Below are 23371 nucleotides of genomic sequence, written 5' to 3'. Positions count from 1 at the left end.
GGCCGGGCCGACTCCGGCCCCAGGGCGCTGTCAGCGCCTGGTCGCGCTGTCGACGACGGAGGCGCTGTCGGTCAGGTCGATGATGCGTGGCGCGGCGGCGGTGTCCGAGCCAGGAAGACCGGCGATGGCGGCGCGGTAGGCCTTCTTCTTGACGGTGAAGGCGACGTACCCACCGATGGCGGTCAGCGCGACGAAGATGACGCCGAAGTACTGGAGCACCGGGCTGGTGCCCTCCGGGTCGTACACCTCCTGGCGGGGCCAGACCAGGTTGATGGCCATCGCCAGACCCCACAGGACGGCGAGCACGTTGATCGGCAGGCCCCAGCGCCCGAGGCTGAAGACGGGCTTGCCCAGCTCGTCCTGCTGCGGCCCCAGCTCCTTCGGCCAGCCCTTGAGCCGCCGGTAGAGCATGGGGGCGGTCACGCACAGGTAGGCGATGTACAGGAGCACGATGCACGTGCTCGTGAGGGCGGTGAAGACGCCCGCGTGGCCGAGGTTGACGAGCAGCAGGGCTGCGGCCCCGACCCCGACGAGCACGGAGGCGTGGACGGTCGCGCCGCGGGCCGACACGGTGCGCAGCTTGCGGGAGAAGGGCAGCACCTCGTCGCGCGACATCGAGAAGATCATCCGCGTGGTCGCGGTCTGAATCGCGAGCGTGCAGACGAACGCCGCAAGCACGACATCGGCCAGGAAGACGCGACCCCAGACGTCACCGAGGCGGCTGGTCACGACGTAGGCGAGGCCGCCTCCGCTGAGCTCGTCATCAAGCGTGGGAGCGGCCATGAGTGCCCCGAGGAGGATCAGCGCACCGCCGATCCCGGAGACGATGAGGGCTCGCAGGATGGTCTTCGGGGTGGTGCGGCGCGGGTTATGCGTCTCCTCCGCGAGCTCGCCCGCCGAGTCGAAGCCGACGAGCACGTAACCGGCCATGAGCCCGGCCGCCAACAGGGCGCTGAAGCTCGTCACGCCGCTGGTGTCTAGCACGATGCCCGGCCCGCGCACGGAGGTCGAGAACAGCGCCACGATGAGGAGGACGACGCCGATGAGCTCGGCGGTCACACCGACGGCGTTGACCACCGCCATGACGCGCACGGCCACCGAGTTGATGAGCGTGGTGATCGTGAGCACCACGAGGCCCAACAGGATCGCGTTGGTGGCACCGGTGAGGCTGGCGATGGAGGGGTCGCCGCCGACCACCTGGAACCCGGACCAGATGGCCGGGAGGACGGCCTGCATGGCGATCGCGGCCGCAGCGACGGTGACGATCTGCGCGATGATCATCGTCCAGCCGGCGAACCAGCCGACGGTGCTGCCGCCCAGCCGCCGGGCCCACTGGTAGATGGCGCCTGAGAGCGGGTAGCGCGCCGCCAGCTCGGCGAAGCACAGCGCGACGAGCAGCTGCCCAAGGAAGACCGCGGGCCAGGTCCAGAAGAAGGTGGGCCCGCCGAAGCTGAAGCCGAACCCGAAGAGCTGGAAGATCGTGGTGAGGATCGAGACGAACGAGAACCCCGCGGCGAAGGAGGCGTAGGTCCCGATCGAGCGGTGCAGGTCCTGGCCGTACCCGAACTCGTTGAGGTCGTGGGCCGCGGTCGTGTCGGTGGATCCTGAAGGTTGGGTCGTCGTCGCCACAGAAGGCTCCTCGGATGAGCGGACGAGCCCTGACACAAGGTCAGGGCCTGGCGAACCTCCCGGGCTTCTATCCCGCCGTGGAGCACCCTCGCGTCGCTCAGCGCGCCCGCCGCGAGGCTGCTTGCACCTCTTGGACCAGTCCTGATGCCCCCGAGGAGCTGGGGCCAGCGGAACCCTAGGTGCGCGCCGACCCTCGGATCGGCTCGCGGACACTCCACTGGGTCCGTGTTACGTGCAGCGCCGCGATCCTGTTAAGCCCCTGTGTCGTCGAGCGCTCGGCGGGGCGCACCGCCGTTCCAGCCGCCGACGTCGCCACCTCGGCCCCGCCGACGCCGCGCGCAGGCGGAGTGTGCTGGCATGTGCCCCGGCACCTCAGACGGCCAGGTACCACTGCATCAGGCGGCCCCAAGGAGTGGTGGAACGATGTCAGAGCACGAGCACGGCGATGGCGACGGCGACGGCGGCACCGCAGGCACTCAGGGTTACACCCACTCCCACGGGCCCGGGCAGCCGACGCACTCCCACGGGCCGGGCACGCACTCCCACAGCGACGCCTTCGCCCAGAAGGAGGGCCGCTGGGCACAGGAGGCCGAGGCGCGGATCTCGATGTTCCGCCACGACCAGGAGATCGAGCAGGGCCTCGCCTTCGGCCTGCCGGGATCGCCCACCCTCGTCGACAAGACCATCCCGACGTTCTCGCGCGGCGAGCTCCCCCACTTCGCCGGGGAGCGCGGCACCTTCCTCAACTGCCCCTACCTGGAAGACGTCAATCAGGTCGACGACGCCGAGGTCGCCGTCTTCGGCGCGCCGCTGGACTCCGGCGCCACCTACCGGCCGGGCACGCGCTTCGGCCCGCAGGGCATCCGCCGCTCGACCAACCTCTTCGGTACCTACAGCTACGAGCTGGGCGTCGATCTGCGCGAGCAGCTCAACATCGTCGACATCGGCGACGTCTTCACCATCCCCGGAAGCCTCGAGAAGTCCTTCGACCAGATCAGCCAGGCGATGTCGCACGTCGTCTCGCGCGGGGTGTTCCCCGTGATCCTCGGTGGCGACCACTCCATCGGCTACCCGACCATCCGCGGCCTGGCGCCGCACGTGGACGGCAACATCGGGATCATCCACTTCGACCGCCACGTCGACACGCAGGAGACCGACCTCGACGAGCGGATGCACACGACGCCCTGGTTCCACGCCACCAACATCAAGAACGCGCCCGCCACCAACCTCGTGCAGGTCGGCATCGGCGGCTGGCAGTCACCGCGCGCGGGCGTGAAGGTGGGCCGTGAGCGTGGCACCACGGTGATGACCGTGGGCGACGTCGAGCGCGTCGGCGTGGAGAAGATCGCCGAGATGGCGCTCGAGATTGCGTGGAAGGGCGCGAAGGCGGTGTACCTGTCCTTCGACATCGACGTCTTCGACGCCGGCTTCGTGCCGGGCACCGGCTGGCCCGAGCCCGGCGGCCTGCTGCCGCGTGAAGGCCTGAACATGGTGCGGCTCATCGCGGCCGGGGGGATCTCCGGGTTGGAGATCGTCGAGTGCTCCCCGCCCTACGACTGGGCGGAGCAGACCTCGCTGCTCAGCTCCCGCGTGGTGCTCGACTCGCTCGCCATGCTCGTGCGGGAGGGGCACCTCGGCAAGAAGGCCGCTGTCCGCGACCGGCGCGCCTGGGGGCCGCAGGCCGGGTAGTTCAGCAGCCCGCGCGCCGTCGTCGTCGTCCTCGTCCTGCACTGCGAGGACGACGACGAGGGCCGTCCCCTAGGGTCGCTGCATGGCCAAGCGCGCGTTGATCACGGGAGTCACCGGCCAGGACGGGCTGTACCTGTCCGAGCTGCTGCTGTCCAAGGGGTATGAGGTCTACGGACTGGTCCGCGGACAGAACAACCCCAAGCTGCCGCTGCTGGCCCGCGACGTACCCGGCGTGAAGGTCCTCACCGGAGACCTCATGGACCTGTCCTCCCTGATCCGCGCCCTGAACATCGCCCAGCCCGACGAGTTCTACAACCTCGGCGCCATCTCCTTCGTGGCCTACTCCTGGGAGAACGCCGACCTCACCGCCGAGGTCACCGGCAAAGGCGTCCTGAACGCCCTGGAAGCCGTCCGCCTCTACTGCGGCGACGACATGACCAAGGTCCGCTTCTACCAGGCCTCCTCCTCAGAGATGTACGGCAAGGTCCAGGCCGTACCCCAGAAGGAAGACACCCTGCTGTGGCCCCGCTCCCCCTACGGCGTGGCCAAGGTCTTCGGCCACTACATGACCATCAACTACCGCGAGTCCTACGGCATGCACGCCTCCTCGGGGATCCTGTTCAACCACGAAAGCCCCCGCCGCGGCCCGGAGTTCGTCACCCGCAAGGTCACCCAGGCCGTCGCCCGCATCTCCCTGGGCCTGCAGGAGGAGCTGGTGCTGGGCAACCTGGACGCCCGCCGCGACTGGGGCTTCGCCGGGGACTACGTCGAGGCGATGTGGCGGATGCTGCAGCAAGACGAAGCCGACGACTACGTCGTGGCCACCGGTGAGACCCACGCGATCAGTGAGCTGCTGGACGTGGCCTTCGCCCACGTCGGCATCACCGACTGGGCTCCCCTGGTCCGTCAGGACCCGGCGTTCATGCGCCCCGCGGAGGTGGACCTGCTCATCGGCGACCCGACCAAGGCCAAGACCCAGCTCGGCTGGGAGCTGAAGGTGGGCTTCACCGAGCTGGTGCAGATGATGGTCGACTCCGACCTCGCCGAGCAGAAGGCGCTCTCCGGCAAGTGAGCGGCAACCGCAGGACGGCGCTGGTCACCGGCGTCACCGGGCAGGACGGCGGCTACCTCGCCGAGCTGCTCGCTGCCGAGGGCACGCTCGTGCACGGCGTGCGCCGCAGCTCGGGCCCCCTCCCGCCGCACCTGGAGGCCCTGGGAGACCGGCTGGTGGTCCACACCGCCGACCTGCTCGACCCGAAGGCCGCCGCGACGCTCATCCGCGAGGTGCGCCCCGACGAGGTCTACAACCTCGCGGCGGAGAGCTCGGTGGCGCGCTCGTGGGAGGAGCCGGTGGAGACGGCGCTGCTCGACGCGGTGCTGCCGGCCGCCATCCTGCACGCCGCCGCGAGCACCACGGGATCCAGCGGCGGTCAGGTGCGCGTGCTGCAGGCCTCCAGCGCGGAGGTGTTCGCGGGGGCGGGCATCACGCCGCAGGACGAGTCGACCCCCGTCGTCCCCGTCACCCCTTACGGCGCGGCGAAGGCCTACGCCCACCACCTCGTGCAGCTGCACCGCGCGGGTGGGGCGTTCGCGGTCAACGCGGTGCTGTACCCGCACGAGTCGCCGCGGCGGCCGACGCGCTTCGTGACCCGGAAGATCACCTCGACCGTGGCCGCGATCGCCCGTGGCCGCGCCGACGAGCTGGTGCTGGGCAACACCGCCGCCCGTCGTGACTGGGGCTGGGCGCCGGACACGGTGCGGGCCATGGTGGCGGCGCTGCGGCACACCGAACCGCTCGACGTGGTGGTGGCCACCGGCACGTCGCACTCCGTCGACGACTTCGTGGCGGCGGCGTTCGCGCGGGCAGGCGTCACCGAGTGGCGCCACCTCGTGCGCACCGACCCCGCCTTCGTGCGCCCCAACGACGCCGCCGACCTCGTCGGTGACCCCACGCTGGCGCGCGAGGCGTTCGGGTGGGCACCGACGCGCGCGTTCGCCGACGTGGTCGGCGCGATGGTCGACGCCGACCTCGCGCTCCTCGACGCCCCCTGACGGGGAGTTACCGGGCCGAAACGCGAGTGGCCGGGTGCCCATGATCACGGTGATCATGGACAGCCGGCCACCTCACGGTGATCATGGGCAGCCGGCCACTTCTGCAGGCGTGGGGGCTACGGCCAGGTGCGCCAGACGCCGACACCGTCGCCGCGCTCGGGCGTGACGCTGGTGGCGGCGTCCCCGTCGCCGCTGCTTTCGCTGCCGCTGCCCGAGCCGCTGTCCGTGGCGGCCGAGCTGGTCAGGCCGCTGACGTCCCAGCGACCCACCACAGGCCGGTCGGTGGCCGCGCCGTAGCCGAAGAGGGCGTCGGGCTGGCCGGGCGTGATGGAGTTCCGCAGCCACCACGCGCCGGTGGCGTAGACGCCCACGGTGTCGCGCCCGTCGCCGTCCCAGTCACCGACCACCGGGGTGGCCTGCGGCCAGCCGTAGGAGAACACCGCGCCCGCGCCGCCGGGGGTAGCGGTGCCGCGCAGCCACCAGCGGTAGCCGTCGTAGACGCCGATGCCGGAGCGGCCCACGCCGTCCCAGTCACCGCTGACGGGTTTGACGCCCTTGAAGCCGTAGACGAACTTGCGGTCCGGTGCGCCCGGCGTGGCCGTCTCGCGGAGCCACCACGTGTACGTGGCTGGGTCGTAGACGCCGATGCCGGCGACGCCGTCGCCGTTCCAGTCACCGCAGACCGGGATCATGCTCGCCGAGCCGTAGTCGAACGTCAGATCTGGGTCGTCGTTGCCGGGCTTCTGCTTGATGGTCCAGCGACCGGCGGTGTAGACGGCCAGGCCGTCGGTGCCGTCGCCGTCCCAGTCGCACGACAGGGCCGTACCGCGCGTGTCACCGAAGTAGGCGGTGCCGTCGGAAGCGCCGGGCGTCGCCGTCGTCCTCAGTTCCCATTCCTTCTCGGCCATGAGCTGCGCGACGCGAGTGCGAAGCGCGGGCAGCTGGGAGTACAGGTTGGCCCCCGGGCAGGCGGTCGCGCCGACGTCGCGGTGCCCGGAGATGGCGTTGAGGGTGACCTGCGCGCCCGCGGGGTGGCGGATGTTGGTGCCGCCGATGCCGGCGCTGGTCAGCACGGCCTTGCCCGTCGGGTCGGTCTGCGAGAGGGAGAACTTCCACGAGATGACGCGGGCCAGGGCCTCGGTGATGGCCGGGGTCGGCTTGGCGGTCTCGTAGTTGCCGAGCACCGAGACGCCGAAGCTACCGGCGTTGAAGCCGCCCGCGTGCGCACCGAGCACGGCCTTGTCCATGCCACCGAAGCGGCCCTCGAAGATCTGGCCGTACTTGTCGACGAGGAAGTTGTAGCCGATGTCGCACCAGCCCTGGACCACCGTGTGCTGGTAGTAGATGCCGCGCACGATCGCCGCGGACTCCGCCGCGGTGTACGTGTTGGACCCCGCCGTGTGGTGCACGAAGGCGACCTTCGGCGTCGAGGTGTAGCTGGGCGAGGCGCACTTGGCCAGCCGCAGCGACTCGTCGGCGCCCCACTGGTCGCGGGTGATGACACCGGGCATCGAGCTTGCTGCCCGCGCCGAGGCTGCGGGCGCCGAGGCGGTCTGCGTCCCGACGGACGCCTTGGGGTCGATGAGGCTGGTGCGCACGTCCTCGACGGCGGGGTCGCCGTCGGGGGTCTTCGCGTCGGCGGGCACCGAGACGCGCACGTCGACGGCGTTGGCACCGCCGGAGACCCACAGCGGCGTCGTGCTGCCCTTCTCGGCGGCTCGCGCCGCTTCCTTCGTGCCCGGATCGGGACCGGAATCTTCGACCTCCAGGGTCTGCCACCCCGACCAGCCATCGTCGGTCCGCACACGGACCTGCACGTCGACGTCGGCCTCGGGGTCACCGTTCCACTGCACCGAGACGAGGTTGAAGTCCTTGGTGCGCACCGGGCCGGTGGCCAGCTCCTCGGTCGCCCCCGCGCCCGGGGTGTCGGGCACGGTGGCGCGACCCGTGGCCGCGCTGCGGGTGGACGACGGCGTGGGGGTCGCGTGGGGGGTGGAGGACGACGACGACGGCGCGGGGCTGCTCGTCGGCGCGGCGCCTCCGGCGACCTCGGGCACCTGGAGCACCTGAGCGGTCGGGGTGACGGGCTTCGGCGCGGCGCCGGCGCCCACGACGGGCATTACGCCCGCTCCGGAGACGAGCACGGCTACGGCGCCGCAGCGCAGCGCCCAACGACCGCCCCACCAGCTCTCGATCCGTCCGGTCCGGCGCCTCTGGCGGGCGCCGGTCGCGGTGCGGGACGGGGGTGTTGTCACGGGTGCTGCTCCTCGCGCTCGGCTCCCGCCCGCGGGCGGGCGGGAGCCGGGTCGTCTCGGTCGGCGGGTGGGGTGCTCGTGCGGGACGGCTCAGGCGGTCGGACGGGTGATGCCGGCGCCGTCCGAGCCTGCGGTCCATCGGCCGACGACGGGGGCGTCTCCGGGCACCCCGTAGTCGAAGGCTCGATCCGGGTCGCCCGGTGACACGGTGTCACGGAGCAACCACCGTCCGCCGGAGAACACGCCGATACCAGATCGGCCGGCGCCGTCCCAGTCACCCGAGACCGGCGTGGCGCCTTGCCAGCCGTACTGGACCGTGGTGTCAGGGCGTCCCGGGGTGGTGCTGTTGCGGACCATCCACGTGCCCCCGGCGTAGACGCCGAGGGAGTCCTTGCCGTCGCCGTCCCAGTCGCCGACGACGGGCAGCGCGGCGCTCCAGCCGTACTGGACCTTGATCTCGGCGTCTCCGGCGGAGAAGGAGTTGCGCAGGTACCAGGTGCCGGTGCGGGTGTCGTAGACGCCGACGCCGTCCTTGCCGTCGCCGTCCCAGTCACCGCAGACCGGCAGCATCCAGCCGGCGCCGTAGGAGATGGTCGCGTCAGCGGGGGTTACCGCGTTCGGGTCGGGCGTGGAGGCGCTCTCGCGCATCGTCCAGACCCCGTTGCGGTAGCTCGTGAGCCCGTCGCGGCCGTCACCGGCGAAGTCACAGGCGAGGGTGGTGTCCTTCGGGCCGCCGAAGCGGGCGGTGATCGCGGGCTCGCCACCGTCGGTGGAGCCGCGCAGCATCCACGACTGGCTCGACGGAGTGATCACGGAGAACCAGTCCGACTTCAGGCCGAGCTTGCTGCGGACGTCGTTGCCCGTGGTGGTCACCGACCCGGAGCTACCGGTCACGACCACCTTGGTGGCGCGGCCGCCGTCGTCACCGAGACCGTTACGCGCGGTGACCTGCATGCTGCTGAAGGCGCCGATCTGCGGCCACGCGCGGCTGATGGCCGGGCCGTCGACGACGACCTTCCAGTCGTGGTGCGGCGAGCGGGAGTCACCGAGGTCTTCGACAGCGGGGAACGCGCCGCCCGCCGTCCAGCCGCCGGTCGACGCGCTGAACTCGGTGCGGACGACGCCGCCCTTGCTGTCACGGCGGACCACACCGGCGGTGTTGCGGATCGCGGTGTCGGTGCGGCGGTCCTCGCGCGCCACGCCCCCGTACACCTGGCACGCGGTGGTGTCGCAGGTCTGCGCGTAGGAGTAGCGGTTCTCCGCGCGGGAGTAGGAGCGGGCCGCCACGGCCTGCGCCTCGAGCGCGGCCATGCCGGCGCCGCCCCCGGCGTCACCCCAGGCGGCCGGAGACTCCGCGGGCACGACGCCGCGCAGGTACTGCTCCAGGCGCACGAAGTTCACCAGGTGAGTGCCGCCGGTGCTGTCGATGGCGGGGCGGAAGTTGCCGCGGTACTGCAAGCCGTTGTTGCAGACCGTGAACATCTTGGAGCGGTCCTCGCCGGCATCGTTCGCCAGCCAGACCGCAGGGTTGGCGCCCATGTCCCACGGGCCGAAGCTGTCGGTGCCCTTGCAGCCGCCGAGGGTGGTCGTGAGGATCCACGTGCCGTTCTGTCGGGTGAAGCGCGCGCCGCTGCCGGCGCCGATGAAGAGGTCGTTGACGTAGAAGTCCGCGCCGGACGTCAGCATGATCGTCTGTGCGCCGTCGACGCCCATGAGACGGACGGAGATCTCGTCGTCGCCGACTGTGCCGGGCTTGGTGCCGCCGTAGTAGTGGTCGAGGATCCGCCCGGAGTCCCAGCCCTTGTCGACGGCGTAACCGTAGGAGCCCCACTGGCTCAGCCCTCGGCCGTGGCCGAAGCCGTGACCCGTGAGGGTGACCTGGCTGGTGGCGGCCTCGGCGGCCTCGCCGTGACCCAGCTGTACCGCTCCCGCGGCGGCAGCCACCACGGCCAGCAGCGCCGCCGGCTTGTGCCACCAGCGGCCACGGCGGTGGCGTGCGCCACTGCGCTCAGAGCTGCCCTCGGAGGGGCGCTCGGGGCGGCGCGCATGGCGGGGGGCATGGCGGGGGGCGGACGGGGACTGGTGGTGCACAGCTATCACCTCGGCAGGTCTGGAGGCAGCCTTGACCGCCGACGTCAACACGGAGCGTCACTCGTCTGGGCGACCAGGGCCTTGGAGCCGCCGGCCGGTCGGGGGACCTCACACGTCCCACCGGGTACTGTCCCAGGACGTGACGTCCCGCGAGATGCTTTCGCTGAGAGGCGCCGAGACCTCCCTGCTCGTGGCCCTGCAGCGCCGGACCCGGCAACCGGGAGTCATCGCCGCCGCCACACAGCTCGGGCACTTCGGTGACCACGCGGCCGGCTGGGTGGCCATCGGCGCCGCCGGGTGGCTGCTCGACAAGGGTCGCCGACCGGAGTGGACGCGGGCTCTGGTGTCCGTGCTCGGCGCTCACGCGGCCACCGTCGTCCTCAAGCGCGTGGTGCGTCGCCTGCGACCCGGGACCAACGGCTCACCGGCCGACGCCGCGGTGCAGGTGCGCTCCACCTCCCCCAGCCGCCTGAGCTTCCCCTCCTCCCACGCAGCCTCGACGACGGCGGCAGCGCTGGCCTACGGCCGGCTGCTGCGCCTGCCGCTGGCCCCCGTCGTCGTCCCCGCCCAGGGGGTCTCGCGGGTGCTGCTGGGGCTGCACTTCCCCACCGACGTCCTCGTCGGCGCCCTGACAGGCGTGATCACCGACCGGCTCGTCGCGGCGAAGGGTGGCGCTCGGTGAGCTCCGGCCAGCGCCTGTCGGCGCAGACCCCCGTGCGCCGCACCCCGCAGGGCGCCGCGCTCGGCGTGCTGCGCACCATGCGCCCGCGCCAGTGGGTGAAGAACGTACTGGTGGGGGCCGCTCCGCTGGCCGCCGGGCTCGTGACCGACGTCGACGTCATCCGCACGACGGCCTTCGCCTTCGTGAGCTTCTGCCTGGCTGCGTCCGCGGTCTACCTCCTCAACGACACCCTCGACGTCGAGGCCGACCGCGCTCACCCCACCAAGCGGAACCGCCCCATCGCCGCGGGTGTGGTGCCGGTGCCGGCAGCCGCAGCAAGCGCGGTGGTCCTGGCGGTGGCCTCCCTGGGGGTCGCGGCGCTGGCCACCACCGAGCTCGTGGTGCTCATGGGCGTCTACCTCGCCGTGCAGGTGGCGTACTGCGTGCGCCTCAAGCACGAGCCGGTGCTCGACATCGCCATCGTCGCCTCGGGGTTCCTACTGCGGGCCATCGCCGGTGGCGTGGCCAGCGGCATCACGCTTTCGCAGTGGTTCCTGCTGGTCACGGCGTTCGGGTCGCTGTTCATGGTGGCCGGCAAGCGGTACAGCGAGATGAAGCTGGCCGAGGCCGCCGGCGGCACCACGCGGGCGTCGCTGCTGCGGTACTCACAGAGCTACCTGCGGTTCGTGTGGAGCCTCGCTGCCAGCGTCATGGTCACGGCATACGCGCTGTGGGCGTTCGAGATCCGCGAGGGCGACGCGTCCGTCGTCTCCGCGGGCGGCTCGACATGGTCGGCCATCTCCATCGTGCCGTTCGTGCTGGCGGTGCTGCGGTACGCGGTTGACGTGGACGGCGGCCGCGCGGGCGCCCCGGAGGACATCGCCCTTCGTGACCGGGTGCTTCAGGTGGTGGCGCTGGCGTGGGTGGCGACCTTCGCCCTCGGCGTCTACACCTGACCCTCCCTCCTCCGTCCGTGATCATGAACTTCCGGAGCACTTTCCGGCCATGATCATCGCTCCGCGCCGTGCACAGGTGCTCCACCTTCCTCCAGGGAGGCTCCGGGGCACACCGCGTGCCCCTTCGCCGCCGAGATTGCCCCATTGATGCGGCGGCCACCCCAGCCACGGCGTCTGGGAAGTCCATGACGGCAGCGAGGTGGCCGACTGTCCATGATCACGGAGATCATGGGGTGGCCACCACGGGTCAGCGGCGGCTGGCTGCATCCCGGGCGGCGTCGAAGACGCGCTCGTAGGCGTCGACCGTGAGCTCCACCCCGTAGATCTCCCGCGCCCGCGCCGCCAGCGCCGGCCTGTCGATCGACGCCGCGACATGCTGGTCGCGCAGCTGCTGCAGCCCGCGGGTGATCGCCGGGGCGTCGCGGGGCGGCACGATGACACCTTCCCCCACCCGCTGCACCGGCACCCGGACACCCGGCAGGTCCGACGCCAGCGCCGGGACGCCCAGCATCATCGCCTCCACCTGCACGATGCCAAACGCCTCGAAGGCGTTGACCGACGGCAGCGCGAACGCGTCGATGGAGGCGTAAAGGTCGGGCAGCGCCTCGTCCGGGACGAAGCCGAGCACGCGGATCCTGTCGTCGCCGCCGATGGCCGTGCGGACCTCCTCGATGACGCTGCCGCCCGCGATCTTGGCGAAGTCACCAGCGATGATGAGGCGCGCGTCGTCGTCGTCGAGAGCCCTGAACCCCTCGACCAGCCACGGCACGCCCTTCTCCTCGACGATCCGGCCGAGGAAGCCCACGTGGAAGCCCTCACCGTCGCGGAAGCGGGGGGTGCCGCCGGACCTGTCGTGGCAGGCGGCGGGGATGCCCTCGACCTTGCCGCGCATCGACGCGAACAGGCGGCTGTGCTCGGCGTAGTCGATCGAGGTGGTGCAGACCGTGGTGGCCAGGCGCATGGCGACGCGCGAGGAGGCGTCGACGACGACCTTCTGCACCTCCCCGGCGATGCCGGGCGGCAGGTCGACGTCGCACTGGTAGGTCAGGACGACGGGCGCGCCCGCCCCGCGAGCGGCCGCCGCGAGCACGCCGGCCTCCAGCAGCGGCAGGTGGAGGTTGACCACGCCGGCACCCTTGGCGACGGCCGCCAGCCACACCGGGAGCGCGGGGGCGATGGTGCCCTTGCCGACCCGGGCGACGACGGGAGCGCGCAGCACCCGGACGCCGTTGACGACCTCTTCGACGGGCAGCGTGTCGTCATGGCGGGTCGTGACCACCGTGACGGAGCGTCCGCGGCGGACGAGGCCCTCGGCGACGTCGCGAGCGGCGTTGGTCAGCCCGGAGACGTACGGCGTGTAGTAGGTGAGGCCCATGACAACGTCCGGTGGACGCGAGCCGGCGGGGGCGGGCGGCGGCAGCACGGACACTCGGGGCAACGCGGGCATTCGTGCACGCTAGCGGCTGGGCACGCCCGCGACCGCAGCGACGACGGTCGAGGTCTTCTGCCGCGGGGGCGAGGGACGCTCATGGAGGTCGTGAGTCCAGGTGCGCGCAGAGTGCATGATCACGGGCGGGGGTGGGGGCGCTGCACGAGCACCAGCACCGACAGCAGCCACGCCGCCGCCGAGCCCGCGGTGAACCCGCCTGCCACGCCCCAGGAGGCCGTGACGCCGAACCCGAGCTGCGCCACGGCGATCCACGCCGCCGCCACCACGAGCCCTGCGATCCAGCAGGTGAGCACCGCCCGCTCCTTGCCGGTGGCCACGAGCGCCTGCGTGCCCACGACGAGCCCGGCGTGCACGAGACAGCCGCCGACCATGAGCGCCATGAGCCCGGGCGGCACCTGGAGCTGGCCCTTGGTGAAGAGATCCATCGCCGGCCGCGCCAGCAGCCCCCCGACCCCGGCACCGACCGCTGCGACGAGCACCACTGCCGCGGAGAACTGGGCCATCCGCACGCGCAGCTCGTGCAGGCGCCCCTCGGCAACCATCCGCGTCAGCGGTGGCACGAGCACCGCCTGGGCGGGGACGACCACGAACAGCGGCGCCCGGGCCAGCGTGAACGCCGCACCGTAGGCGGCGATCACGGCCTCCTTGCCCGGCTCCAGCCCGACGGCGATCGGCCCGGCGTTGAGGAGGAGCTGCCCGGCGACGCTTGCCCCGAGCAACGTCAGCGCCGCCCGCGTCATGGGCGTGCCCGCAGCTCCCCCAGCGACCGGCCCAGCGATCGATGCGGCGGTCACCCCGGCGGACTGGCGACGCAGCACCAGCAGCAGGCCGACGTGCGCGAGCAGAGCGCTGGCCAGCACGAACACCGCGAACAGCCACGCCGGTGGCTGGAAGACGAGCACCGTGACGAGCGTCGCGGCGAGGCCCCGCAGCACCGCGTCGGCCGCGAGCGCGGCGGCGTAGGGACCCATCCGGCCGCGCCCCAGGGCCAGGCCACGCGCCGCGTACTGCAGTGCGCTGATGCCCGACAGGGTCACCAGGGCCACAACCACCCAGGTGCGCGTGCCGGCGTCGTTGCCGAGCAGGGGCGAGGCGAGCAGCACGCCACCCACGGCCACCACGAGCAGCACCAGCGCGGGCCGCACCACCGTCGCGCCTCGCAGGCGCCCTTCGGAGGCTGCGCGGGACACCACCTGCTCCAGCGGCAGGAACACCCCGAAGCTCACGATGAGCGCGCCGTACCAGAAGACGGTGAAGGCAGCCTGCTGCGCTTCGGTGGTGGATCCGCGGAAGACGGCGGCGTTGAGCAGGAGCGTGAAGACGGCGGCGACGGCGGTGGCCACCGCCACGCCCAGGAAGCCGCCGCGCACGAGCGGCCACCCTACGGGCCACCTCGCCTGACCGGCTCCCGCCGTGCCTGGCCTGTCCGCACGGGAAGGCCCGTTACCGTGGCGTGCTCAAGCATCAGCATCGACGGACATCGACCGACGACACAGCACCTGGCGCCCGTGGCGCCGGTCACCGGTAGGAGCGTGGCACAGGCAGTGGGGGGTCCGACGACGACGACGGCGGGCCGCCGCCTCGACCCGCTGCTGCCGCTGCTCGCCCTGCTGGGGCTCGTGGCGCTGGTGTGCGCTGCGGCGCTGCCTCTGGCGCCGGTGCGTCACGAGCGTCCCGTCGTGTCGTGGCCGCAGGACCCGGCCGCGCCGGTCAGCAGCAGCCTCGTGCTCGCCGCGCAGACGCCCTCGGCGATGCGGATCACCGCGAACTGCGCCGCGCTCCGGTCCGCGGAGGCGACCCCCGACGGCGTGCTGTTCTCCACCCAGCGCCCCGACGTGGCCCGGGCCACGCAGAAGTCGCTCATCTGGGAGGTCCGCGACGGGCGGGCGGTGCTCTCCGCGGAGGGTGACCAGGTGGCGGACGTCGGCGTCCCCACCAGCGGTGACTGCGACGTCGTGGCCGACCTGCGCGACGAGCGGCTGGTCGTCACGGCCGACGGCGAGCAGGTCGGCGAGCGCGACGACACCCACCCTCGCGTGGACTCCCTCGTCAGCGACGTCACCGGCGCGACGGCCGGGTCCGGGCAGCAGCTGCGGGTGCAGGTGGCCGTGGACGACGAGTTCGCCAGCTCCCCCACGCCGTTCAAGCTCGTGCTCGTGGGGCTGCTCGTGGCGAGCGGCCTGCTGCTCCTCGGCGGTGTGTGGCTGCTGGACCGGCGAGGCCGTCCGGCTCGCGCGGGTCCTGCCGCCGCGGGCGACTCCCCCAATGGCTCGGTCGATGCCGCGGCCAGCGCCGCAGCGCGGGCGGCTGCCGCACCGGAGGGCTCGGCGGCCAGGTCCGGCGCGGTCACGCTCGAGCAGTCGTCGGTGCTGCCGCGCTGGCGGTCGACGCTGCGTCCGGTGACGGCGCACGTCGCCGTCGTCGTCGGGCTGGCGCTGTGGACGGCACTGGCCCCCATGACCGACGACGACGGCTACTACGCGGCGATGGCACGCAACGTGCCGGCCAGCGGCTTCGTCGGGCAGTACTACCAGCTGTACGACCAGTCCTTCGTGCCGTTGACGTGGCCCTGGTACGCGCTGTCATGGTGGGAGCAGCTGGGCAGCGGTCCCCTGTTCCTGCGGGTGCCGGCGTTCCTGCTCTGTGTGGCGACGTGGTTCGCGCTGCGCCGCGCGCTCGACCTCGTGCTGCCCCTCGTGCCGTCGTGGCGGCGCGGCGGCAGCACCGCCACGCAGACCGGTGGCGCGAAGCACCGCGCGGTGTGGCTGCTCGTGGTGGCGTACGCGGCGGCGTCGGCCCCGTTCGTGATGGGGGTGCGGCCCGAGGGCGTCGTGGCGGCGCTGTCGGCGTGGACGCTGGTCGGCGTCCTCACCGCTCTCCGGTCCCGGCGCCTCCTGCCGCTGGCGGTGGCCGTGGTGCTGGCCGCGTTCTCGTGCGCGTCGCACCCCACCGGCCTGGTGGCGGTCGCTCCGCTGGTGGCCTACCTGCCCCGGATGTGGGCGCTGGTCAGCCCGGGCGCGGCCGCCGGGGTGGGCCGGGTGTCCGGGTGGGTGCGCGCACTCGCCGTCATCGCGCCGGGCGCGATGGCGAGCGCCGGCGGCTTCGCCGACGGCACGCTGTTCGACTACCGCGAGGGCCGCCGCGTCTTCACGGCCATCGAGGAGCCGCTGCGCTGGACCGACGAGTACGTCAGGTACAGCTTTCTGCTCAACCCGAACATCCCCATGGGCGCGTACGCCAAGCGGACGACCGTGCTGCTCGGGCTGCTCGCGGTGCTGTGCGCGCTGCTCCTGACGGCGGCCGCCCGTCGCCGCGGGCCCAGCGGTACCGGCGCGGCGGTGCTGCCGGCGGAGCTGGGCACGCTCGGCATCACCGGCCTGGTGGCCTACCTCGCCCTGTGGATCACCCCCAGCAAGTGGACGCACCACTTCGGCAGCCTGTCGGGGCTGATGCCGCTGCTGGTCGTGGTGCTCGTGCTCGTCGGGCCGCCGGTGGCGGGCCGGGTGTGGGCGCGCACCGCGCTCGCGCCGCGGCTGGGGCTGCTCGCGGCGGTGGTCGCGATGGCCGCGCTGTCGTTCCGCGGGCCCAACCTGTGGCCGTACAACTGGCTCGTCGGGATGCCCTTCCAGGAAGACCGCCTCGTCGGCAAGGGACCGCTGAGCTCGCCCGCGCTGTGGGCGCTGGTCGCCGCCGTCGTCGTCCTCGTCGCCTTCCTGGTGGTGCGGGACCGAGCGCGCCGCGCGAGCGAGAAGGCGGCCGCCACCGCCACCACCGCGCCGCAGCAACCGGACTTTCTCGTGGTGGGGGCGGCGGCTACCGCCGTCGTCGTCCTCGGGGCGACCACGGCGGTGCTCGGCGGCACCTTCGCGGCCACGGCGTACGGCACCTGGAACACCTACTCCCCCGGCGCGTCGGCTCTGCGCGACCCGTTCAACGAGCGCTGCGACGCCGCCTCCGCGGTGCAGGTGGCCGACCCCGACCGCTCGACGCCGCTGCCGTCCCTGCCGGGTGCGGCGGGGCGCGCCCAGGTGGACGGCTTCGACGCGCTCGGCGGCTGGTGGCAGGGCGACCCGCTGCCGGGGACGCCGGGTGAGGGCCCGTTCACCCAGGTCTGGGGCAGCCTCACCCGCGCCGGCGACGACGGCACCGGTCAGCTGACCACCGGCTGGTACGACCTCAGCGGCCGCTCCGAGGCGATCCGCGACGACTACGTGACCATCACCGTGGCCGGCAGCCTGGAGCTGGGCAACTCCCTCGAGGTGCAGTACGGCAAGCGAAACGGCGATGGTTCGGTGGAGGTACTGCGCACCCGGGAGATCGACGACGGCATCCCGACCTCGCCTGAGTGGCGCTCGATCATGCTGCTGCGGCCCGGGCAGGACGCGCGCGGCGGCGCCGACGCGGTGCGCCTGGTCGCGCGCGACGCCTCGGGCGGCACCGGCGGGTGGCTCGCGGTGTCCGCGCCGGTGGCGCAGCCGCCGGTGCTCCTCAAGGACTGGATCCCCCGCGACGCCGTGACCGTGGTCTCGTGGCAGTTCACCTACCTGTTCAGCTGCCAGCGGCAGCCGACCATCGCCCGCGGCATCGTGGAGCGGCCCGAGTACGCGGTGCTGTGGGGGGCGCAGGCGCTGGAGGGCACCAACGACTCGATCTGGCAGTACGGCCGCGGCGGCATCGCCGCGCCGCTGCCCGACGCCTCCACGCTGTTCGAGCCCGTCAGCGAGTTCGCCTACGAGGACGCGCGGCAGAACATCGACCAGTGGGGGCAGGTGGTGCGGATGACGTACCCCTACCCCGCGGCCGCCTACGACCTCACTCTCGAGCCGGAGACGTCTCCGGGCTGGCAGGGTCCGACGGTCCCGTCGCTGGGGTGACGCCCCGAACCGCAAACAAGCGCTCGGCTGCGGTTCCCGGGGGCCCTGGAACCGCAACGGGGCGCTCGGCTGCGCGACGGATCCGCCAGGCGTGATGCAGATCACGCGAAATGGCGGGCCATCAGGTGTGACATCGGGCTCCGTCCGGACATGAAGGGGTGTGAAGCTCCGCGCAGCCGCTGCGGCCGTCGTCCTCGTCGTCCTCCTCGGAGGCACCGCGGCGTGCTCGGCCCCTTCTCTGGCGACGGTCGGCGACGGCAGCGACGACGCGTGGGCAGCGGCCTGCACCGCGGCGCGCACCCTGACGACGCCCGACCTGGCCCCCGCTGACCGCAGCCGCGCCGTGGATCGCCTTACCCGCCTCGTCCAGGAGGACGGACGCGGCGGAACCTTCGACGTCGTCGTCGGCCCCGTGGCCGATGGGGCGCGCCGCGGTGACCTCGGCCCGGCCCGCGTCTACGAGGCGCTGCGCTGCTGACCCCGCCGCCCTCCCCTCTACGCACTTGCCGCGGAAAGTGCGAAAAAAAAGGGGTCAGAGGGAGCGCAGGTGGGCGACGGCGTCGGCCGCCGTGCCGTCGAAGACCTGGTTGCCGCGCTGCAGCACGATCCCGCGCGAGCACAGCTCGGAGACCATGTTGAGGTCGTGGGAGACGACGACGAGCGTGCGGCCCTCGTCCTTGAGCTCGCGGATCCTGTCGAGGCACTTGCGCTGGAACGGCTCGTCGCCGACGGAGAGGATCTCGTCGATGAGGAAGATCTCCGGGTCGGTGTGCACCGCCACGGAGAACGCCAGCCGCAGGAACATGCCCGAGGAGTAGTGCTTGACCTCGGTGTCGATGAACCTCTCGATCTCGCTAAACGCGACGATCTCGTCAAACCGCGCCCTGATCGACGGCTCGTCCATGCCGAGGATCGCGCCGTTGAGGTAGACGTTCTCGCGGCCCGTGAGGTCGGGGTGGAAGCCGGCGCCCACCTCGATGAGCCCGGCGATCCGCCCGCGCAACCGCACGGAACCCGACGTCGGGTGCATGACGCCGGAGATGAGCTTGAGCAGCGTCGACTTGCCGGAGCCGTTGTGGCCCAGCAGCGCGACGGTCTCGCCGGAGTCGACCTGGAGCGAGACGCCGTCCAGGGCCATGAACGTGTTGCCGAGGTCCTTGCCGCGCACCATCGCCATCGCCAGCTCCTTGAGGGAGCGGTTGTGGCGCAGCACGAACTGCATGCGGACGTCGTCGACGACGATGCGCGCGTTCGGCCCTGCGGCCCGCGGCGCGCTGCTCGTGGTGCTCATCGAGGTCATGATGCTGGGGCTCCCGCTCACAGGTCGATGGCGAAGCGTCCTTCGACCCGCCGGAACACCAGCTGCCCGGCGACGAGGACGACGGCGGCGACCACCACGGCCACCAGGGAGTTGACCAGCAGGTCCGGCGGGAGCGCCGTCGCCGGGGTGTTGACCGTGCCCGGCCACCAGAACGCGTAGTGGTACAGCTCCACGGCCACCGTGATGGGGTTCAGCTGGTACACGGTCGCGACCCACGCGGGCACGGCCGAGGCCACCTGGTCCCACCGGTACAGCACCGGCGAGAGCCAGACGACCACCATGTTGGCGAGGTCGACGAAATTCTCCATGTCGCGGAACACGACGTTGAGAGAGCCGAACAGCAACCCGAGGCCGGTGGCGAGCGCGGCGATGATGAGGGTGGCGAGGACGGCGCCGACCAGCGGCAGCACCTGCGGACGCCAGCCCGAGATGACCGCGCCGATGAGCAGCACCACGACCTGCGGCACGAAGTGCACCCCGGCCACCCACACGCTGGCCACGGGGAACAGTTCCCGCGGCAGGAAGATCTTCTTGACCAGCGGCGCGTTCCACACCACAGCCCGGGTCGCGTTGCCGAAGGCCTCGGTGAAGAAGTTCACGACGACGAGCCCGGAGAACAGATACACCGGGTAGTCCTCGATGGACCCGCGCAGGTTGAGGAAGATCCCCAGCGCGAGGAAGTAGACGACGTACTGCACGCCCGGCTTGACGTAGCTCCACGCCAGCCCGAGCACGGACCCGCGGTAGCGGACCCGCAGCTCCTTGCGGACGAGCAGCTTCAGCAGGTACCGGCGCCGGACGACGTCGAGCAGGCCAGCGCCCTTGCCCGGTTCGGTCCAGGGCTGGTCGACCAGCGGGGCGGGGGCGCTCACTGCTTCGTCGACGGAGCTGACTGGGCTGACTGAGCGGGCTGAGCGGGCTGAGCCGAGGCCGGCGCAGCGACCGGCGTGCCGTGGAAGGTCTTCTCCCAGGCCTGCGGACTCACGAGGTCGGGCAGCGCCGCGCGGTAGGTCGCCGCGAGCTCCGGCCACTCACGGGCCAGCCGCTCGTGCAGCGCGGTGCTGCGGCGCACGAGGTCGATGAAGCGGCCCCGGTCGCGGCGGTACCAGGCCATGCCGGTCCCGTCGGCGGCGGAGACGAGCGCCGAGTCGTACTGGCTGAGCATCCACCAGCGCGCGTCCTGGTGGGCGACGGCGGCCTGCGGGTTGCTCTGCGCCAGAGAGTCGACGGAGCGCCCCTGCTTGACGATGCCGACGACCGCCGTCTTGAGCACCGCGAGGCGGCCCTTCGGCACTTCGGCCTCGCGGCCCTTGCGCGGCGGCTTCTTGCGCTTGCGAGCCGGGAAGTCGGTGGCCTCGGGTTTGTAGACGGCGTCGGAGTATTTCGCTCGGACGGCGCGGATGTGCGGGAGCTTGGTCGGCAGCTGCTCGTGCATGCCCTGCGGCCCGGCGAAGACGTCCTCCAGGGCTTCCAGGCGCAGCTCCGCCGCGGAGTACTGCATGGACAGCAGGTGCTTGAGCTGCGTCATGAGCAGCTCGCGGACCACGTTGCCGCCTCGCGGGTACGGGGAGTGCAGCAGCGCCGCGACCACCCGGTTGCGCGCGTGGTAGTACGCCTGCCAGTCGATGCCGTCGTCCTTGTCGGTCCACGGGATGTGCCACACGGCCATGCCGGGGAAGGAGGCGGTGGGGATGCCGGCGTCCTGCGCGCGCAGGCCGTACTCGGCGTCGTCCCACTTGATGAAGATCGGCAGGGACAGGCCCAGCTGCCGGATGACGGAGGTGGGGATGAGGCACATCCACCAGCCGTTGTAGTCGACGTCGAAGCGGCGGTGCAGCCACGGCGTGGACCGCAGGTTCTGCATGCCGAGGTCGTGGTTGGGCTCGGAGGCGCCCGAGGGGCCCCACCAGAACTTCCACCGCTGCACGCCCTCGGCCCAGGCGTTGAGCAACGTGCGCTGGTACATCGAGAACATGTGGCCGCCCACGATGGTGGGCGTCTTGGCGAGGTCGGCGAAGGCTGCGCCGCGGGCGATGCCCTCGGGCTCGACCATGACGTCGTCGTCGAGGAGGAGCACGTAGTCGTGGCCGCGCTGCAGCCCCTCGTACATGCCGCGGGAGAACCCGCCGGAGCCGCCGAGGTTGGCCTGGCGGATGACGGTGAGCTTGTCGCCCAGGAGGCGCTGCGCGTCGGGGAAGGCCTCGACGTCGTCGGAGACGAGCTGCGTGCCCTGGTCGGTGCAGACCACCTCGGCAACGATCCCGTCGAGCCCGCCACCGGGCTGCACGGCCTCGCCGAGGGTACGCAGCAGGCGCGAGCAGTAGTCGGGCCGGTTGAGGGTGGTGATGGTGACGACGACGCTGCCGCGCTTCGCGGCGAGCTCGGGCGAGATCGGCGCGGTGGGCGACGTCGTCCAGGCGGCCTCCTCCATCACCAGGTCGTCGGAGCCGGCGTGCAGGTCGAACCAGTACCAGCCGCCATCGGTGAACGGTTTCAGCGGCAGGTCGAAGGTCGTGGTCGTGGGACCGCCCTTGGCCTCGACGGCCACGGCGGAGACGCGCTGCACGTTGCCCTTGGCGTTGGAGCGGTACACGACCACGGTCCCCGAGCCGGTGGTCTTCACCGACAGGCGCACCACCGAGACCACGCTGAAGCGGCGCCAGTAGCTGGCGGGGAAGGCATTGAAGTACGTCGCGAAGGAGGCACGCTCACCGATCGGCACGCAGAAGCGCGTGCGCCCGAGCACCTGGTCGGTGGTGGGCGCCGTGCCGGGGGCCGCCACGGTCGCCTGGACGGCGTTCGGGTTGGCGGGCCCTGCGCCGAGGCGCGGCGCAGCCATGAGCTGGCCGTCGACGTAGAGGGGGAGCACGTCCTGGTCGCCGTCGAGCGGGAGCACCACACGCTGCAGCACCCGCTCGGCGGAGGCCTTCGCCGGCGCTGCGCTGCCGGCGCCCGCCGTCGTCGTCGCCGTGTTCTTCGACGCGCCCGTCGGGGTGCCCTTGGAGGTCGCCGTCGTCATGCGTCCACCCCGCCGGAGACCAGCGGCTCGCCCTTGGTGAAGTGCGGGGCGAGCTTGTTGTCGAACGTGCTCAGCGCCGCACCGATCGCCATGTGCATGTCGAGGTACTTGTAGGTACCCAGGCGGCCGCCGAAGATCGTGCCCGTCTCGCCCTTGGCGAGGTCGCGGTAGGCCAGCAGGCGCTGGCGGTCCTCGGAGGTGTTCACCGGGTAGTACGGCTCGTCACCCTTGGCGGCGAAGCGGGAGAACTCCCGCATGATGACCGTCTTGTCCTGGGAGTGCTGGGCCTCGCGCTCCGGGTGGAAGTGCCGGAACTCGTGGATGCGCGTGTAGGGCACCTCGTCACCGGCGTAGTTCATGACCGGGCAGCCCTGGAAGTCGCGCGTGGGCACGACCTCCTGCTCGAAGTCGAGCGTGCGCCAGCTGAGCGCGCCCTCGACGTTGTCGAAGTACTCGTCCACCGGGCCGGTGTAGATGACCGGCACCTGGCCCACGACGTCGCGCTTGTTGAGCGGCTGCGACAGGTCGAGGAAGTCGGTGTCGAGCTGCACCGTGATCTTCGGGTGGTCCGCCAGGTTCTCCAGCCACGCCGTGTAGCCCTTGGTCGGCAGGCCCTCGTACGTGTCGTTGAAGTACCGGTTGTCGTACGTGTAGCGCACGGGGAGGCGGGAGATGACCTCCGCGGGCAGGTCGCGCGGGTCGGTCTGCCACTGCTTGGCGGTGTAGTCCTTGATGAACGCCTCGTACAGCGGGCGCCCGATGAGGGAGATCGCCTTCTCCTCGAGGTTGGAGGCGCTCGCCGTGTCGATCTCGCCAGCCAGCTCGGCGACCAGAGCGCGGGCGGCGTCGGGGCCGTGCGCGGCGCGGAAGAACTGGTTGATGGTGCCGAGGTTGATCGGCAGCGGGTACACCTCGCCCTTGAAGGTCGAGTAGACCTTGTGCACGTAGTTGGTGAAGCTCGTGAACCGGTTGACGTGCTGCCACACCCGCTCGTTGCTCGTGTGGAACAGGTGCGCGCCGTAGCGGTGCACCTCCACGCCGGTCTCCGGCTCGAACTCGCTGTAGGCGTTGCCGCCGATGTGCGAGCGCCGGTCGATGACCAGCACCTCCAGGCCGAGCTCCTCGGCGCACCGCTGGGCCACGGTCAGGCCGTAGAAGCCGGAGCCCACGACCACCAGATCTGCGTTCACGACACTCCCACCTCGGTAGACCGGCTCACCCTAACGGCGCATCCTGGCGGGCTCGCCCGTTTGGCCAGGCTCGTCCCCTCCCCCGGCGGCCCATCGTTCGCACTTGCCGCGGAAAGTGCGGTACCTGCGGCGCCCTTGACGCACTTGCCGAGGAAAGTGCGCCAAGGGGGTGGGGATCAGGACG

General features: G+C 71.9%; 16 protein-coding genes. 7 read left to right on the top strand and 9 right to left on the bottom strand.

Annotation, left to right across the window (positions count from 1 at the left end):
• Positions 1-30: 30 nt before the first annotated feature.
• Positions 31-1629 (bottom strand): amino acid permease, encoded by a 1599-nt coding sequence (locus BXY45_RS12805; RefSeq protein WP_211319529.1) that lies wholly within the window; start codon positions 1627-1629, stop codon positions 31-33.
• Between the two features lie 423 nt (positions 1630-2052).
• Between BXY45_RS12805 and BXY45_RS12800 the strand changes: the two genes are divergently transcribed.
• The 3 genes from BXY45_RS12800 (at position 2053) to BXY45_RS12790 (ending at position 5370) form a co-directional block, all read left to right on the top strand.
• Positions 2053-3318 carry an agmatinase family protein gene (locus BXY45_RS12800; RefSeq protein WP_211319528.1) on the top strand — a complete coding sequence of 422 codons (1266 nt, stop codon included), beginning with the start codon at positions 2053-2055 and terminating at the stop codon, positions 3316-3318.
• Between the two features lie 82 nt (positions 3319-3400).
• Positions 3401-4390, top strand: a complete 990-nt coding sequence (locus BXY45_RS12795) for a GDP-mannose 4,6-dehydratase (RefSeq protein ID WP_109774900.1) — start codon at positions 3401-3403, stop codon at positions 4388-4390.
• Positions 4387-5370 carry a GDP-mannose 4,6-dehydratase gene (locus BXY45_RS12790; RefSeq protein ID WP_109774899.1) on the top strand — a complete coding sequence of 328 codons (984 nt, stop codon included), beginning with the start codon at positions 4387-4389 and terminating at the stop codon, positions 5368-5370. The genes BXY45_RS12795 and BXY45_RS12790 overlap by 4 nt, the downstream gene beginning before the upstream one ends.
• Before the next feature lie 116 nt (positions 5371-5486).
• Here BXY45_RS12790 and BXY45_RS12785 read toward each other — a convergent pair whose 3' ends face one another.
• Together BXY45_RS12785 and BXY45_RS12780 are read right to left on the bottom strand one after the other, a co-directional pair.
• Positions 5487-7625: a peptidoglycan recognition protein family protein gene (locus BXY45_RS12785; protein WP_146211187.1), complete on the bottom strand. Its 2139-nt coding sequence runs from the start codon at positions 7623-7625 to the stop codon at positions 5487-5489.
• Between the two features lie 90 nt (positions 7626-7715).
• Positions 7716-9716: a SpoIID/LytB domain-containing protein gene (locus tag BXY45_RS12780; RefSeq protein WP_109774897.1), complete on the bottom strand. Its 2001-nt coding sequence runs from the start codon at positions 9714-9716 to the stop codon at positions 7716-7718.
• Between the two features lie 154 nt (positions 9717-9870).
• On the opposite strand from BXY45_RS12780, the gene BXY45_RS12775 reads away from it, so the two are divergent.
• Together BXY45_RS12775 and BXY45_RS12770 are read left to right on the top strand one after the other, a co-directional pair.
• Positions 9871-10398, top strand: coding sequence for a phosphatase PAP2 family protein (locus tag BXY45_RS12775; protein ID WP_109774930.1), 528 nt, complete (start codon positions 9871-9873; stop codon positions 10396-10398).
• Entirely contained in the window at positions 10395-11333 is a 939-nt protein-coding gene (locus BXY45_RS12770) for a decaprenyl-phosphate phosphoribosyltransferase (RefSeq protein ID WP_109774896.1), read from the top strand. Before BXY45_RS12775 ends, BXY45_RS12770 begins: the two co-directional genes overlap by 4 nt.
• Before the next feature lie 247 nt (positions 11334-11580).
• Here the strand turns inward: BXY45_RS12770 and BXY45_RS12765 are convergent, their stop codons facing one another.
• The gene (locus BXY45_RS12765; RefSeq protein WP_109774895.1) at positions 11581-12780 is read right to left on the bottom strand and encodes a glycosyltransferase; all 1200 of its coding nucleotides are present in this window, start codon (positions 12778-12780) and stop codon (positions 11581-11583) included.
• Positions 12781-12899: 119 nt separating this feature from the next.
• Positions 12900-14153, bottom strand: coding sequence for a polysaccharide biosynthesis protein (locus BXY45_RS23305; protein ID WP_170131489.1), 1254 nt, complete (start codon positions 14151-14153; stop codon positions 12900-12902).
• Positions 14154-14315: 162 nt separating this feature from the next.
• Here BXY45_RS23305 and BXY45_RS12755 point away from each other — a divergent pair, with 162 nt between their 5' ends.
• Positions 14316-17657 carry an arabinosyltransferase domain-containing protein gene (locus tag BXY45_RS12755; RefSeq protein WP_170131488.1) on the top strand — a complete coding sequence of 1114 codons (3342 nt, stop codon included), beginning with the start codon at positions 14316-14318 and terminating at the stop codon, positions 17655-17657.
• A 160-nt stretch (positions 17658-17817) separates the two neighbouring features.
• Positions 17818-18135: a hypothetical protein gene (locus BXY45_RS12750; protein WP_109774892.1), complete on the top strand. Its 318-nt coding sequence runs from the start codon at positions 17818-17820 to the stop codon at positions 18133-18135.
• Between the two features lie 54 nt (positions 18136-18189).
• Here the strand turns inward: BXY45_RS12750 and BXY45_RS12745 are convergent, their stop codons facing one another.
• The 4 genes from BXY45_RS12745 to glf are packed head-to-tail and all read right to left on the bottom strand — an operon-like array spanning position 18190 to position 23187.
• The gene (locus BXY45_RS12745; RefSeq protein WP_170131487.1) at positions 18190-18948 is read right to left on the bottom strand and encodes an ABC transporter ATP-binding protein; all 759 of its coding nucleotides are present in this window, start codon (positions 18946-18948) and stop codon (positions 18190-18192) included.
• Positions 18949-18974: 26 nt separating this feature from the next.
• Positions 18975-19850: an ABC transporter permease gene (locus BXY45_RS12740; protein ID WP_109774891.1), complete on the bottom strand. Its 876-nt coding sequence runs from the start codon at positions 19848-19850 to the stop codon at positions 18975-18977.
• A complete protein-coding gene (locus tag BXY45_RS12735) occupies positions 19847-21997 on the bottom strand; it encodes a glycosyltransferase (RefSeq protein WP_109774890.1) in 2151 nt (716 codons plus the stop codon). Before BXY45_RS12735 ends, BXY45_RS12740 begins: the two co-directional genes overlap by 4 nt.
• The gene (gene glf / locus BXY45_RS12730; RefSeq protein WP_109774889.1) at positions 21994-23187 is read right to left on the bottom strand and encodes a UDP-galactopyranose mutase; all 1194 of its coding nucleotides are present in this window, start codon (positions 23185-23187) and stop codon (positions 21994-21996) included. Before glf ends, BXY45_RS12735 begins: the two co-directional genes overlap by 4 nt.
• Between the last annotated feature and the right edge of the window lie 184 nt (positions 23188-23371).

This window comes from Quadrisphaera granulorum (genome assembly GCF_003149145.1).
In the GTDB taxonomy this organism is placed as follows: Bacteria; Actinomycetota; Actinomycetes; order Actinomycetales; family Quadrisphaeraceae; genus Quadrisphaera; species Quadrisphaera granulorum.
Note: the sequence above shows the minus strand (reverse complement) of the source record. Positions and strands in the feature narration are given on the sequence as shown.

What these genes read in the sequence shown, in the direction of transcription:
- BXY45_RS12800 (WP_211319528.1), top strand. Translation starts at nt 2,053, where the DNA reads ATGTCAGAGCACGAGCACGGCGATGGCGACGGCGACGGCGGCACCGCA.
- BXY45_RS12795 (WP_109774900.1), top strand. Translation starts at nt 3,401, where the DNA reads ATGGCCAAGCGCGCGTTGATCACGGGAGTCACCGGCCAGGACGGGCTG.
- BXY45_RS12775 (WP_109774930.1), top strand. Translation starts at nt 9,871, where the DNA reads ATGCTTTCGCTGAGAGGCGCCGAGACCTCCCTGCTCGTGGCCCTGCAG.
- BXY45_RS12765 (WP_109774895.1), bottom strand. Translation starts at nt 12,780, where the DNA reads ATGCCCGCGTTGCCCCGAGTGTCCGTGCTGCCGCCGCCCGCCCCCGCC.
- BXY45_RS12745 (WP_170131487.1), bottom strand. Translation starts at nt 18,948, where the DNA reads ATGAGCACCACGAGCAGCGCGCCGCGGGCCGCAGGGCCGAACGCGCGC.
- BXY45_RS12735 (WP_109774890.1), bottom strand. Translation starts at nt 21,997, where the DNA reads ATGACGACGGCGACCTCCAAGGGCACCCCGACGGGCGCGTCGAAGAAC.